Origin of the sequence: Ancylobacter mangrovi (assembly GCF_024752335.1) — a bacterium.
GTDB classification, from domain to species: Bacteria; Pseudomonadota; Alphaproteobacteria; order Rhizobiales; family Xanthobacteraceae; genus Ancylobacter; species Ancylobacter mangrovi.
On record NZ_JANTHY010000011.1, the window covers coordinates 118,545 to 132,401 of the forward strand.

Consider the following 13,857-nt stretch of genomic DNA (forward strand, 5'->3'; position numbering starts at 1 on the left):
GCGCGGCCGGAAGGCATGCGCCGCCCCTGTCTCACTTGGCGCGTCTCACTCGGCCGCCACCGGCCGGCGCGAGCGCAGGCGGCTGAGGCCGTCGGAGATCGGGCCCCACAGCAGCAGCGCGAGGGCGATCACCATCAGGCTGGTCACGAGGCCGTTCTCCCAGAACACCGAGAGATCGCCGCCCGAGCCGATCAGCGCCTGGCGGAACGCGTCCTCCGCCCGATCGCCGAGCACGAGGGCGAGGACCATCGGCGCGAGCGGGTAGTCGAGCTTCTTGAACGCGTAGCCGACCACGCCGAAGATCAGCATCAGCCAGATGTCGAACTCGGCATTCGCCACCGTGTAGGCGCCGATCGCGCACATCATCAGGATCACCGGCGCGATCAGCGCGAACGGGATCCGCATGATGGCGGCAAACAGCGGGACGGTGGAGAGCACCACGATCAGCCCGACGATGTTGCCGAGATACATGGAGGCGATGAGGCCCCACACGAAGTCGCGCTGCTCGACGAACAGCAGCGGGCCGGGCTGCAGGCCCCAGATCATCAGGCCGCCGAGCAGCACCGCCGCCGTGGCCGAGCCGGGGATGCCGAGCGCCAGCATGGGCAGCAGCGCCGCCGTGCCGGCCGCATGGGCCGCGGTCTCGGGGGCGATGACGCCCTCGATCTCGCCCTGCCCGAAGCGCTCGCCGCGCGAGGAGAAGCGCTTGGCGAGGCCGTAGCCCATGAAGGAGGCCGCCACCGCGCCGCCCGGCGAGATGCCGAGCCAAATGCCGGCGAGGCAGGAGCGGATGAAGGTGAAGATGTAGCGCGGCATCTGTGCCCAGGTGCGCAGCACCACGATCGGGTCGATCTTGGCGTTCTTGCCCCGGAAGCTCATGCCCTCCTCGAGCGCCAGCAGGATCTCGGAGATGCCGAACATGCCGATGACGACGACCAGGAAGTCGACGCCGCTCATGAGCTCGGTCACGCCGAAGGTCATGCGCATGTCGCCGGAGATGGTGTCGATGCCGACGCCGGCCAGGATGAAGCCGAAGGCGAGCGAGACGATGATCTTCGCCTTGTTCTCCTTGCCCATGCCGATGAAGCTGCAGAAGGTCAGGAAGAACACCGCGAAGAATTCGGCCGGGCCGAAGCGCAGCGCGAACTTCGCCACCAGCGGCGCCAGGAAGGTGATGAGCATCACGCCGGAGATGGCGCCGACGAAGGAAGCGGTGAAGGCCGCGGTCAGCGCCTCGCCGGCCCGGCCCTGCTGGGCCATCGGGTAGCCGTCGAAGGTGGTGGCGACCGACCAGGGCTCGCCGGGAATGTTGAACAGCACGGCGGTGATCGCCCCGCCGAACAGCGCGCCCCAGTAGATCGAGGTCAGGAGGATGATGGCGCTGGTCGGGTCCATGCCGAAGGTCAGCGGCAGCAGGATCGCCACGCCGTTGGGCCCGCCGAGGCCCGGCAGCACGCCGACCACGATGCCGAGCAGCACGCCGATCAGCATGAACAGGAGGTTGTGGAGCGACAGGGCGACCTGGAAGCCGTCGAGCAGATAGACAATGTTTTCCATGGCGCCCTCAGAAACCGAGCATCGCTTCGAGCGGGCCCTTGGGAAGGGGAACCTCGAACTGCATCTCAAACACCCAGAAGGTGATGACCGGGATCAGCACCGAGGCGGCGAGGATCGTCCACCAGCGGAACGAGCCGAAGGCGATCATGAAGCCGGCCAGGAAGAAGACCGAGGCCACGTAGATGCCGAGATAGCCGATCGCCAGCACGTAGAGGGTGAGCGGCAGCAGGACCATCGACACCTGCCGGAGCTGCCCCCAGGTGACGAGGATGCCGCGTTCCGCGCGCAGCCCCTGGAAGAACACCACCGCGGAAGCGGCGAGCAGGAGCCAGGCCATGCGGGCGGGGAAGAAGCCGCTCTGCGGCCCGCCGTCCCAGCCGGCGCCGCGCCCGTAGCTGTCCCACAGCACGGCGATGGCGACGGCGCAGAGAAGGAGGGCGACGATGCATTCGACCGCCCGGCGCGAGAGGCCGGACTCGGTCTCGTAGGGTTCAAAGGATGACATGGGCCACTCCAGGCGCATGGACCGGGCCGTCACCGGCGCGGTCATGAAAGGGGGCAAGGAGACGGCCCGCGCCTCGGAGGCGCGGGCCGCAGTGCGGCCGGGATCAGTTGGTCGGCAGGAAGCCGGCCTTGGCCATGAGGTCCTTGTGCTTGGCTTCGTCGGCGTTCAGGAAGTCGACATAATCCTTGCCGGTGCGCACATCGGCCTTCAGCGCGTTGCGCTCGAGATATTCCTTCCACTCGGGCGTCGCGGTGACCTTCTCGATCAGGTCGACATAGTAGGCCTGCTGCTCGGGCGTCACGCCGCTGGGCAGGAACAGGCCGCGCAGCATGTTGTAGGTGAACTTCAGCCCCTGCTCGCTGCAGGTCGGCACGTCGCTCCACGCCATGTCGCCGGTCACCTTGGCGGTGTAGGCGATGCGCTTGGGCGACAGCACGCAGAGCGGGCGGGTGAGCCCGGCGCGCCAGTTGGCGACGTCCTCGGACGGGTTGTTGGTCTCGACCACGATGTGGTTGCCCGCGAGCTGGGTCGAGGCCTCGCCGCCGCTCTTGTAGGGGATGTAGGAGATCGGCGCGCCGAGCTCGCTGAAGACGCCGAAGCTGACGAGCTCGTCCTCGCGCTTGGAGCCGCCGCCGCCCACCTTGAGCGGCGGATGGGCCTCCTTGGCCGCCTTGGCGAGGTCGCTCACCGACTTGATCGGCGACTCCGCGTTCACCCACAGGCCGAATTCGTCCTGCGCCACCATCGCGACCGGCGTGAAGTCGTGCCAACTCACCGGGATCTTGGTGGCGAGCGGGGTCATGTAGATCGTGCTGGAGGTGGTGATCAGCTTGTGGGGATCACCCTTCGACTTCTTCATCTCCATCATCGCCTCGCCGCCCGTGGCGGCCGGCTTGTTGACGACAATGAAGGACTCCTTCGAGAAGCCGTGCTTCTGGATGATGGCCTGCATGGTCCGCGCCATCTGGTCGGACGCGCCGCCGGGGCCGAACGGGACGATGATCTCGACGGATTTGGTCGGCTCCCAGGCCGAAGCGGCAAGTGTGGACAGCAGCAGGGCTGCGCCGGCAAGGGCAGCTCTTTTCATGGGTGTTCCTCCATTTAGGGCGTGTTCCGTGTGGCGCGTGTAGCCCGCACCTTGGAATGATACTGGATCAAAGCTTCATGATGTGCAACTCATATATTTCAGATATCCTAGTTGCGGACAATGCGCACAAGACGTTATCGTGCCAAGCTGGAGGGGCCGATCCGCGCCCCGAAAATGCCCTGCCCGCACACACCGAGGCGGGGCTCGTGTCGGCGGCTCATGTGCCGTTGCCATGCAAAAAACATATCAGGAGGAAGCACGATGGACAGAGAAATTGGCGGCGCTGTGTGCGACCTTCCCGGCGGCGCGGCGATGCCGTTGCGGCACCTTGCTCGCTGAGGTCCGGGCCCGATGGACGCGTCTACCCATCCCGCCCGCGGGGGCTGGAACAGCCTCGCGCGCAACTATGAGGCCCGTATCGCCCGCGGGCACGCCCTCGTCGGCGGCAAGGTGGTCCCGGCCGACCGGACGACCGCGCTTCTCGAGGCGGTGATCGAGCCCGGCGACCGGATCTGCATCGAGGGCAACAACCAGAAGCACGCGGACTTCCTCGCCCGGGCGCTGGCCGAGGTGGCGCCCGAACGGGTGCACGATCTGCACGTCGTGCAGTCCAACATCGCGCTCGCGCCCCATCTCGACATCTTCGAGAGCGGCATCGCCCGGCGCCTCGACTTCTGCTACGCCGGCCCGCAAGGGCTGCGGCTCGCCCAGCTCGTGGCCGCCGGCAAGGTCGAGGTCGGCGCGATCCATACCTATCTGGAGCTCTACGGCCGCTACTTCACCGACCTCACTCCGCGCGTCAGCCTGATCGCGGCGGAGGCGGCGGACCGCGACGGCAATCTCTATACCGGCCCCAACACCGAGGACACGCCGGCCATCGTCGAGGCGACGGCGTTCCGGTCCGGCGTGCTGATCGCCCAGGTCAACCGCATCGTGGACAAGGTGCCGCGGGTCGACGTGCCGGGCGACTGGGTGAACTACGTCGTCGAGGCGCCGAAGCCGCACTACATCGAGCCGATCTTCACCCGCGACCCCGCCGCCATCACCGACATCCAGGTGCTGATGGCGATGATGGTGATCCGCGGCATCTATGAGAAATACGGCGTTACCCGGCTCAATCACGGCATCGGCTTCGACACGGCGGCGATCGAGCTGATCCTGCCGACCTATGCCGAGGAGCTGGGCCTGCGCGGCAAGATCTGCCGCTACATGTCGGTCAATCCCTGCCCGACCCTGATCCCGGCCATCGAATCCGGCTTCATCGACGCCATCCACTGCGCCGGCTCGGAGCTCGGCATGGAGCGCTACGTCTCCGAGCGCTCGGACGTGTTCTTCATCGGCCGCGACGGCACGATGCGCTCCAACCGCGTCTACTGCCAGCTCGCCGGCCACTATGCCGACCTGTTCATCGGCTCGACGCTGCAGATCGACCTGGAGGGCAACTCCTCCACCGCCACCCATGCGCGCATCACCGGCTTCGGCGGCGCGCCCAATTTCGGCTCGGAATCGCGCGGACGCCGCCACGGCAGCCCGGCCTGGCTCGCCGCCGGGCGCGAGGCGCATCGCCAGGGCATGCCGCGCGGGCGCAAACTGGTGGTGCAGATGGTCGAGACCTTCAAGGAAGGGCTGTCGCCGACCTTCGTCGAGCGGCTCGACGCCTGGGACCTGATGGACACGTTCAGCATGCCCCTGCCCCCGGTGATGGTTTATGGCGACGACCTCACCCACATCGTCACCGAGGAAGGCATCGCCAACCTGCTGCTCTGCGACAGCCTCGCCGAGCGGGCGCAGGCGATCCGCGCCGTGGCCGGCTACACCGAGGTCGGCCGCAAGCGCGACCGGCAGATGGTGGAGATGCTGCGCGCGCGGGGCGCGGTGGTCTATCCGGAAGATATCGGCGTCGACAAGCGGCTCGCCAGCCGCGACCTGCTCGCCGCCCGCTCGATCAAGGACCTGGTGCGCTGGTCCGACGGTCTCTATGCGCCGCCGGCGCGCTTCAGGAACTGGTAGGAGGACGCGGCATGGAGCGTCTGGAATTTCGTTTCGCCGGCCGGCCCGGCACGCCTTTCGCCGAAACCGGCGAGGCGCTGGTCGGCGTGGTCGGCTCGGGCAATCTCGAGGTGATGATCGAGCGCGTCGATCTCGGCGGCGGCTGCCTCGCGGTGGTCGACACATCGATCCACGGCTTCGGCGACACCTGGCAGCAGGTGCTCGCCGACTTCGTCGACCGGCGCGGCCTCGCCAACATCCGGCTGTCCATCAATGACGGCGGCGCGACCCCGGCGGTGGTGGTGCTGCGGCTCGACCAGGCCTGGGCCGGGCTCGAGGAGGGCGAGCGATGATCCCCGCCCGTCACTCCTTTCAGGAAGCCGGAGCCCGCGCCCGCATCCGCGCCCTGCTCGACGCCGGCACATTCCGCGAGTTCTGCGGCCCAGCGCAGCGGCACACCAGCCCGCATCTGCCCACCCTCGGCATGCCGGTCGCCTTCGACGACGGGGTGGTCGTCGGCGGAGGCGCCATCGACGGCCGCCCGGTGCTCATCGCCGCGCAGGAAGGCGCGTTCATGGGCGGGGCGGTCGGCGAGGTGCACGGCGCCAAGATCACCGGCCTGATCGAACGCGCGCTCGACACGCGCCCCGACGCGGTGGTGCTGCTGCTCGACAGCGGCGGCGTGCGCCTGCACGAGGCCAATGCCGGGCTGATCGCGGTCGGCGAGATCCAGCGCGCGGTGTTCGACGCCCGCGCCGCCGGCATTCCCGTCGTGACGGTGATCGGCGGGCGCAACGGCTGCTATGGCGGCACCTCGATCATCGCCCGCTCCTGCGACCGCATCGTCGCCAGCGAGGAAGGGCGCCTGTCGGTGTCCGGCCCGGAAGTGATCGAGGCGGTCGAGGGCGTCGAGGAGTTCGACGCGCAGGACCGCGCGCTGGTCTGGCGCACCATGGGCGCCAAGCACCGCCGGCTGATCGGCGAGATCGACGCGCTGGTCGCCGACGACATGGAGGCGTTCCGCGGCGCGGTGTCGGAATCGCTCGGCAGGTCCCGCCCGCTCGATCTCGACGAGCTCGAAGCCGAACATGCGCGCCTTGCCGAGCGCATCGCCCGCTTCGAGGGCGTCAGCGACGCCCGCGAGATCTGGGCGGCGCTCGGCGTGAACGACCCCGACCGTGTCTCCGAGATCGAGGCCGACGAGTTCAACCGGCTGGTCGCCACCCTCGAAGGAGCCCGAGCATGAACGCCGATGCCGCCCTTTCCGCGCCGCCGATCTCCTCGACCGAACGGCTCATCGATGCGCTGTTCGACGAGGCGAGCGTCTCCCGCATCGGTCCGCTGGTGACCGGCACCGGCACGCTCGACGGGCAGGCCGTCGCCATCCTCGCCACCGCCGAGCGCGCGCAGATCGGCGCCGACCTCGCCCTCGCCATGGCCCGCAATGTGCTGGACGTCATGCGCGAGGCCCCGGCCCGGCCGATCCTGATCGTCGTCGACAATAGCGGCCACCGGCTCGGGCGCTGGGACGAGCTGATGGGCAACAATGGCTATCTCGCCCATCTGAGCACGTGCCTCTACCTCGCCCGCCGGCGCGGCCACCGCGTGATCGGCCTCGTCAACGAGCTCGCCGTGAGCGCGGGCTTCATGGCGCTGGGTATGGCGACCGACGCCTGCTACGCCATGCCCGAGGCTGAGGTGCGGGTGATGGCACTGAACGCGATGTCCCGCGTCACCAAGGTGCCGCTCGACCGGCTGACCGAGCTGTGCGCCACCTCGCCGGTGCTCGGCCCCGGCGTCGCCAACTTCATCCGCGTCGGCGCGCTGCGGGGCATCTGGTCGGGCGACCTCTCCGCGCATCTGCGCGAGGCGCTGGCCGAGATGCCGGGCGAGCGCGACACGCGCCGCGAGCTCGGGCTCGAGCGGGGAGGCCGCACCCTCGCCCGCGACATCGCCGCCCAGGTGCGTGCCGGAGTGTGAGCCGATGCGGCCCGACCACGGCGCGTGGATCGGCGAGGCGCGGGCGCACCCCTTCCGGGGAGCGTCGCCCGGGACGCCGTCCTTCGCCCGCCACGATCTCGTCTGGCTCGATCCCGCCTATCCGGACGCGATCGAGGCCGGGCGCGTGGAGGATCGTGCGCTGGCGGCGGCGTGGATTCGGACCAATCGTCCGCTGGTGGTCCGGCGCGACGAGCAAAGCCCCGCGCCCGCCGGCTCGGGATGGATCGCCCTCGGCCTGCCGCTGCCGACCCGGCTCGACCGGCGCCGCATCGGCCTGCGCGTTCCCGACGCCATGATCGTCCGGCGCGGCCGCATGCCGCTTCTCGCAGAGGCCGGCCCGTCCGCCTTCTCCGGCTGGCGCGCGCTCCTGCGCGACCTCGCCCGCGACCTCGCCTCCTGCGGCGCCACGGTGCGCGTCTACGGGTCGCTCGGCTGGCAATATCTGACCGGAGAAGGCTATCTGCACCCCGCCTCCGACATCGACCTGCTGATCGAGCCCGGCGCGAGGCTCAACCTCCGTCGCCTGCTCGCCGTGCTGGGAGAGGCGGCATGGGCCGACCGCCCGCGCCTCGACGGCGAGATCCGGCTGGCGCCGGACCGCGCGGTCGCCTGGCGCGAACTGCTCTCGAACGCCCCGCAGGTGCTGGTGCGCGAGCTCGACGGCCTGTCGCTGGTCCCGCGCGCGGCAGCGCTGCGCGAATTGCAGCCGGGCGTCCCGGCATGACGGGCGCTCTTCCTGCGTCCGCCCTGCCGAGCCCGCTTGAGGAGGCGGCAGCCGGGATCGACCGCTGCGCCGTCTGGGCGCTGGAGATGGAGGTCCGGCTCTATCCCAAGGCCGGGCTGGTGAGTTTCGTCGACACCGGCAGCCATGACGACATGGACGCCGGCACCTTCCGGCGCAGCGCCGCCGCGCTGAAAGGCTATTTCGGCCGCATGGCCGAGGCCGGCGCACGTGGCGCCCCCTTCGCCGAACTGAAGAGCCTCGGCGTGGCGGCCGAAGCGCGGATGTTCGCCGCGACCGGCGGCATCAACACCCATCGCGGCGCGGTGTTCTCGCTCGGCCTGCTTGCCGCCGCCGCCGGCCGGCAGGACGCACTGGCCACGGGCAACGCGAAGACACGCAGCCGCGACCTGTGCCGCGCGGTCGCCCTGTGGGGGCCCGACATCCTCGCCGCGCGCCCGAGCGTCGATGCGAGCCACGGCGCGCAGGTCCGCGCGCGCTATGGCGCGGCAGGCGCCCGCGAGCAGGCCGCGGCGGGGTTCCCGGTGCTGCGCGACCACGCCCTGCCCGCCTTCGATGCCGTCTTCGATCGCGGCGGCGATGTCGAGCGGGCGGGATTGCAGGCCTTCTACGCCACCATCGCCGTGCTCGAGGACAACAACCTGCTGCACCGCGCCGGGTCGGACGGCCTGGCCTTTGCGCAGGGCGCGGCGCGGGACTTCCTCGCGCGCGGCGGCATGCTGGCGGCGGACGGCTATCGCCGGGCGCGGGCGCTGCACGAGGCGTTCGTCGCCCGACGCCTCAGCCCGGGCGGCGCGGCCGACCTCGTGGCGGCGGTCCTGTTCCTCGCGGCGATGACCGGGCGCGTGCCGCCGCGGACATTCGCATGGCCGTGATGCTGCTGTGCCCGGGCCAGGGCAACCAACACCCGGCGATGTTCGAGCGCCTGCGGGACGAGGCGCCGGCGCGCCCGGTCCTGGAGCTCGCCTCCGAGCGCCTCAGCTTCGACCTCCGGCGGCTCGGCGGCGCGGACGACCGGCTGGACTATGCCGACAACCGCACGGCGCAGATCCTCCTCACCGCCCACTGCCTCGCGGTGCGCGCCGTGCTCGGGACGGAGATCGGCGACATCTGCATCGGCTACAGCGTCGGCGAGATCGCCGCCGCGGCCTGCGCGGGCTGCCTCGACCCGGTGGCGACCTTCGATCTGATCGAGGCGCGGGTGCGCTGCATGGATGCAGCGCGCCGCGACAGCGGCATCGAACAGGGCATGACGGCGGTGATCGGCATCCCGCTGGCGCGCATTGCCGCCTTCGCCGACGAGGCCGGCCTCGCCATCGCCATCGTCAACGGTCGCGATCACGTGGTGCTCGGCGGCGCGGCCGGCGTGCTCGACAAGATCGAGGCGGAGCTGGCCGCACGCGGCGCGCACACGGTGAAGAGGCTGCCGGTGCGGGTCGCCTCGCACACGCACTTCATCGCCTCGGCCGGGCCGGCCTTCCGCGGGGAGCTGGAGGCCGCGCCGCTGCGCACGGCGCGCCTGCTGATGCTCTCAGGGATCGACGGGCGCACCATACGGGCGAAGGACGAGGCCGTGGCCGCGCTCTCCGAGCAGCTACACACCCGGCTCGACTTCCGCCACTGCCTCGAGCTCGCCGGCGAGCGGGGCGTGGGCTGCGCGATCGAGATCGGCCCCGGCCACAGCCTGACGCGCCTGTGCGCGGAGGTCCTGCCGCAGGTCGCCGTGCGCCCGTTCGAGGATTTCCGCTCACCCGTCGGCCTCCTGAAATGGATCGAGCGGGCGTCGCGGAGCTGAGCACGCCGGCGGGGAGCCCTCCCGCGCCTCAGACGGCGGCGGTGACGAGGATCTCCACCCGGCAGGCCGGGTTGTTCATCTCGACCTTGCCGCAGCAGCGCGTCGGCGTCCGGCCGGCCACCACCCAGGCGTCCCAGACCGCGTTGAACACCGCGAAGTCCTCCATGGTGCGCAGCCAGACCTGCGCTGTGAGGATCCGACCGCGCTCGGAGCCGGCCTCCTTCAGCAGGTCGTCGATCTTGTCGAGCACCTGCTGCGCCTGCCCGGCGATGTCGAGGCTCATGTCGTCCGGCACCTGCCCGGCGGTGTAGACGATGCCGTTGTGCACGATCGCACGGCTGCGACGATGGTTCTGGTCGATGCGGGTCATGTCGTTCATGCCGGACTGCCTTTCGGTTCAATTCTGCGTAGCGGGTCCGCCGGCCGGCGTGCCGTAGCCGCCGCCACCCGCGGTCTCCATCAGGATGCGATCGCCGGCCTTGAGCACGCGCGGCTCGGTGGGATCGACCTGCGTCCCGTTGATGACGAGGCGCCCGGGCTTGCCCGAGCTGCCGCCCGCAAAGCCCGCCGTGGGGGATTTGAGCTGGGTCATCAGGAACGAGGTCATCACGTCCGAGGCGTCGGGCAGGATCTCGAACTCGAAGCTGATGCCCCCGCCCCCGCCATGCTGGCCGGCACCGCCGCTGCCGCGCCGGATCTCGCGCCGCAGCACCCGGATCGGCGCCAGGTTCTCCATCATCTCGACCGGGGTATTGCCGAGATTGGCGGGGAAGCTCAGCGCCGAGAAGCCGTCGCGCCGCGCCGTCGCGCCCTGTCCCGCATTGAGGAAGTTCACCACCGCGAAGCGCTTGCCGCGGTACTCGCCCGACATGGTCAGCGAGGAGTTCGGCGATCCCGCCGCCCACACCTTGTCCGGCAGCACGTCCGCCAGCGCCTTGAACACGGCGGCCGGCAGCAGGTGGCCGATCGCGCTGCGCCCGCCGGACGCGGCCGGATAGGTCGGGTTCAGCAGAGAGCCGAGCGGCGCCGTGGTGGAGATCGGCAGGAAGCTGCCTTCGTTGTTGGGAATGTCGGGGCAGAGCAGCGCCTTCAGCCCGTAGACCGTGTAGGCGAAGGTGTAGATCGGCACCACGTTCAGCGCGTGGGGAAGCTGCGGACTGGTGCCGGCATAGTCGATCGAGATCTCGTCGCCCTTCACCGTCAGCTCGCACTGGATGACGATCGGCTTGTTGTCGAAGCCGTCATGCTGGACGGTCGAGCGGTAGACGCCGTCCGGGATGGCGCGGATGGCGTCGCGCATCGCCTTCTCCGAGCGCGCGCGCACCTCGGCGCCGAGCGCGTCGAGATCGACCGTGTCGAGCAGGCCCTGGAGGCGCTCGCCCATGGTCCGGCAGCCGGCGACCTGCGCCCAGACATCGCCCATGCCCTGCTCCGGCACGCGGATGTTCTGGGAGATGAGCTCGATCAGCACCTCGTTCGGCCTGCCGCCATCGAGGAGCCGCATGAGCGGGATCTGCAGGCCTTCCTCGTAAATCTCGCGGCTCGAATTGGAGCGCAGCTTGCCGCCGATGTCCGGCAGGTGCGAGACCACCGCCGCGAAGGCGACGAGCTCGCCCCGGTGGAAGATTGGCGTCGCCGTCGTCACGTCGTGGACGTGGCCCGAGCCCTTCCACGGATCGTTGGTGATGAACACGTCGCCCGGCTTGATCGTCTCGGGCGGAAACTTTTCGAGGAAGTGCCGCACCGTCGCCGGCAGGCAGCCGATGAAGCCCGGCAGCGACATGGTCGACTGCGCCAGCGAGCGCCCCTGCGCGTCGGTGAGCACGATGGCGAAGTCGTTGCCATCGCGCACCAGGGTCGAAAAGCAGGTACGCACGAAGGCGGCCGAGGCCTCGTCGACCACGCTGATGAGGCGCTTCCAGAGGATCTCGAGCTCGATCGCGTCGAAGCCCCCGTTGCTCCGCGCCTCCGTGACGGAGGCCGCGTTCGCGGGACGTTCTGCGGCGAGGTTGTCCATGTCAGTCGAACTCCTTGATCGTCACGGCGACGGTGAGGTCCGGCCGGATGGTGACGTCGGCCTCCACGGCGACGACGATGGTCGACTCGCGCTCCTCCAGGATCAGCGGCCCCTGCAACGTACGGCCCGGCTCGATCGAATAGCGGTCATGGACCGGGACCGGGCCGAAGCCACCCTTGAGCGGCAGGTAGATCTCGCGGCGGCCGGTCGCGCCCTGCGAGGCGCCGTCCCCGCCGCGCACGCGGTTGTCGCCCCATTCGAAATGGTGGCCCTCGCTCGGCGCCCGCCCGACCAGGCGCCAGGTGATGACCTGCGGCGCCGCGTTGGGAACGAGCCGGCCATACAGCCGCTCATACTCGGCCTCGAAGGCGGCGAGCAGCACGCCCGCCGTGGCCGGCGAGACGCCTTCATAGGGGATCGACACCGAAATCTCGGCGCCCTGCCCGTAATAGCGCATGGCCGCGCCGATCACCCATTCGACATCCTGCGCGCCCGCCTCAGCGAGTTCGACCTCGCTCTGCCGGCGCAGCGCGGTGAGGTTCTCTTCCACCTGCGCCCAGTCGACATCGGCGAGGAGCTGCGGGTTCGACCAGGCGCGGTCGATGCGCGCCGGCGCGGCCAGCATGCCGAGGCACGAGCCGGCGCCGGCGGCGATCGGGATCAGCACCCGCGGGATGCGCAGCTTGCGCGCCACTTCCACCGCGTGCACCGGCCCGGCGCCGCCGGTCGCGACCATGGTGAAGTCGCGCGGGTCGAGGCCGTTCTCGGCGATGTGGATGCGCGCGGCGCTCGCCATGTTCTCGTTGACGACGTTGCAGATGCCCCAGGTCGCCTCCAGCGGGCTGACCTTCAGTTCGCCCGCGAGCCGCGCCATGGCGGCGGTCGCATTGGCGACGTCGAGCGCCATTTCGCCGCCGAGGAAATTGTCCGGGCTGAGATAGCCGAGCAGCAGGTCGGCATCGGTCACCGTCGGGTCGGTGCCGCCGCGCCCGTAGCAGGCCGGCCCCGGCACCGAGCCCGAGGATTCCGGCCCGATATTGAGCAGGCCCAGCCGGTTGCAATGGGCGATCGAGCCGCCCCCGGCGCCGATCTCGATGAGTTCGATGCTCGGGATCAGGATCGGCAGCCCGGACCCGCGCTTGAAACGCTCCACCCGCGCGCATTCGAAGCTGTGCGCGATCGGCGCGTCACCGCCCACGGCGACGCAGGCCTTGGCGGTGGTGCCGCCCATGTCGAAGGCGAGCACATTGTCGATGCCGCTCTGCCGCGCGGTGTTGAGCGCCGACATCACCCCCGCCGCCGGCCCCGACTCCAGCAGCAGGATCGGCGACTGCGCGCCCGATTCCGCCGAGCTGAAGCCCCCGCTCGACACCATCACCCGCAGCGGGATGCCCGGGCGGATCGCGGCGATGCGCGCGTCGAGCTCCTGCAGGTAGGTCGCGACCAGCGGCTTCACGTAGGCGTTCGCCGCCACGGTCGAGGTGCGCTCGAACTCCTTGATCTCGCGCGCGAGATCGGAGGACAGCGACACCGACAGCTCCGGCAGCGCCGCCTTCAGCCGGGCCTCGATCGCCTTCTCGTGCTCGGTGTTGACGTAGGAATGCAGCAGCGAGACCGCAACGGATTCGACCTCGAGCCCGCGCAGCGCCTCGACCATGCGGGCGAGCTTGTCATCGTCGAGCGGGTCGAGCACCTCGCCGCGCGAGTCGAGCCGCTCGGCCACCTCGATGCGATCGCGCGCCTCGATCAGCGGCTTGGGCAGCTCGATGTCGAGATCGTAGATGTCGTAGCGCCACTCGCGCCCGATATCGAGCGCGTCGCGCATGCCGCTGGTGGTGACGAGCCCGGTCTTCGCGCCCTTGCGCTCGATCAGCGTGTTGGTGATCAGCGTCGTGCCGTGCACCACCTCCGCCAGCGCGGGGGCCGCGTCGGCGCTGCCATAGGACTGCTCGACCTGGCGCAGCAGGTCGCGGATCACCGTCGTCACCGCCTCGCCCGGATCGGCCGGCGTGGTGGGCGACTTTGCCACCCAGATGCGGCCCTGCGGCGAGAGGGTGGCGACGCCGTCGGTGAAGGTTCCGCCGATATCGACGGCTATGCGCAACGTATTGTCGAAAGCGACAGGCTTGTTCATCTCGATCGTCGTTTCTGAACGGAGAGAAAT

General features: G+C 70.0%; 13 protein-coding genes. 7 read left to right on the forward strand and 6 right to left on the reverse strand.

All coding sequences use genetic code 11. The features are described 5' to 3' along the window. Nucleotides 1–45 precede the first annotated feature (45 nt). The 3 genes from NVS83_RS21920 to NVS83_RS21930 form a co-directional block, all read right to left on the reverse strand. Nucleotides 46–1,557 carry a tripartite tricarboxylate transporter permease gene (locus NVS83_RS21920; RefSeq protein ID WP_258734385.1) on the reverse strand — a complete coding sequence of 504 codons (1,512 nt, stop codon included), beginning with the start codon at nucleotides 1,555–1,557 and terminating at the stop codon, nucleotides 46–48. A gap of 7 nt (nucleotides 1,558–1,564) precedes the next feature. Beyond that, nucleotides 1,565–2,062, reverse strand: a complete 498-nt coding sequence (locus NVS83_RS21925; RefSeq protein ID WP_258734386.1) for a tripartite tricarboxylate transporter TctB family protein — start codon at nucleotides 2,060–2,062, stop codon at nucleotides 1,565–1,567. A 103-nt stretch (nucleotides 2,063–2,165) separates the two neighbouring features. After that, the gene (locus NVS83_RS21930) at nucleotides 2,166–3,149 is read right to left on the reverse strand and encodes a Bug family tripartite tricarboxylate transporter substrate binding protein (RefSeq protein WP_258741280.1); all 984 of its coding nucleotides are present in this window, start codon (nucleotides 3,147–3,149) and stop codon (nucleotides 2,166–2,168) included. Between the two features lie 351 nt (nucleotides 3,150–3,500). Here NVS83_RS21930 and mdcA point away from each other — a divergent pair, with 351 nt between their 5' ends. From mdcA to NVS83_RS21965, 7 genes are read left to right on the forward strand one after another with little or no spacing between them, the layout of a single operon-like run. Next, complete coding sequence (gene mdcA, locus NVS83_RS21935) at nucleotides 3,501–5,159, forward strand: malonate decarboxylase subunit alpha (protein ID WP_258741281.1); 1,659 nt, start codon at nucleotides 3,501–3,503, stop codon at nucleotides 5,157–5,159. An 11-nt stretch (nucleotides 5,160–5,170) separates the two neighbouring features. Then, nucleotides 5,171–5,491 (forward strand): malonate decarboxylase acyl carrier protein, encoded by a 321-nt coding sequence (gene mdcC / locus NVS83_RS21940; RefSeq protein WP_258741282.1) that lies wholly within the window; start codon nucleotides 5,171–5,173, stop codon nucleotides 5,489–5,491. Next, nucleotides 5,488–6,384: a biotin-independent malonate decarboxylase subunit beta gene (locus tag NVS83_RS21945; RefSeq protein ID WP_258741283.1), complete on the forward strand. Its 897-nt coding sequence runs from the start codon at nucleotides 5,488–5,490 to the stop codon at nucleotides 6,382–6,384. The genes mdcC and NVS83_RS21945 overlap by 4 nt, the downstream gene beginning before the upstream one ends. Further along, nucleotides 6,381–7,118: a biotin-independent malonate decarboxylase subunit gamma gene (locus tag NVS83_RS21950; RefSeq protein WP_258741284.1), complete on the forward strand. Its 738-nt coding sequence runs from the start codon at nucleotides 6,381–6,383 to the stop codon at nucleotides 7,116–7,118. Before NVS83_RS21945 ends, NVS83_RS21950 begins: the two co-directional genes overlap by 4 nt. A 4-nt stretch (nucleotides 7,119–7,122) precedes the next feature. Then, on the forward strand, nucleotides 7,123–7,863 hold the full coding sequence (gene mdcG, locus NVS83_RS21955) for a malonate decarboxylase holo-[acyl-carrier-protein] synthase (protein ID WP_258741285.1): 741 nt from the start codon (nucleotides 7,123–7,125) through the stop codon (nucleotides 7,861–7,863). Beyond that, nucleotides 7,860–8,756 (forward strand): triphosphoribosyl-dephospho-CoA synthase MdcB, encoded by an 897-nt coding sequence (gene mdcB / locus NVS83_RS21960; RefSeq protein ID WP_258741288.1) that lies wholly within the window; start codon nucleotides 7,860–7,862, stop codon nucleotides 8,754–8,756. The genes mdcG and mdcB overlap by 4 nt, the downstream gene beginning before the upstream one ends. Further along, nucleotides 8,747–9,676: an acyltransferase domain-containing protein gene (locus tag NVS83_RS21965; protein ID WP_258741290.1), complete on the forward strand. Its 930-nt coding sequence runs from the start codon at nucleotides 8,747–8,749 to the stop codon at nucleotides 9,674–9,676. The genes mdcB and NVS83_RS21965 overlap by 10 nt, the downstream gene beginning before the upstream one ends. A gap of 28 nt (nucleotides 9,677–9,704) precedes the next feature. Here NVS83_RS21965 and NVS83_RS21970 read toward each other — a convergent pair whose 3' ends face one another. From NVS83_RS21970 to NVS83_RS21980, 3 genes are read right to left on the reverse strand one after another with little or no spacing between them, the layout of a single operon-like run. Next, nucleotides 9,705–10,055 carry a RidA family protein gene (locus tag NVS83_RS21970; RefSeq protein WP_258741292.1) on the reverse strand — a complete coding sequence of 117 codons (351 nt, stop codon included), beginning with the start codon at nucleotides 10,053–10,055 and terminating at the stop codon, nucleotides 9,705–9,707. A gap of 18 nt (nucleotides 10,056–10,073) precedes the next feature. Continuing rightward, entirely contained in the window at nucleotides 10,074–11,693 is a 1,620-nt protein-coding gene (locus NVS83_RS21975; RefSeq protein ID WP_258741293.1) for a hydantoinase B/oxoprolinase family protein, read from the reverse strand. A gap of 1 nt (nucleotide 11,694) precedes the next feature. Continuing rightward, entirely contained in the window at nucleotides 11,695–13,827 is a 2,133-nt protein-coding gene (locus NVS83_RS21980; protein ID WP_258741294.1) for a hydantoinase/oxoprolinase family protein, read from the reverse strand. Between the last annotated feature and the right edge of the window lie 30 nt (nucleotides 13,828–13,857).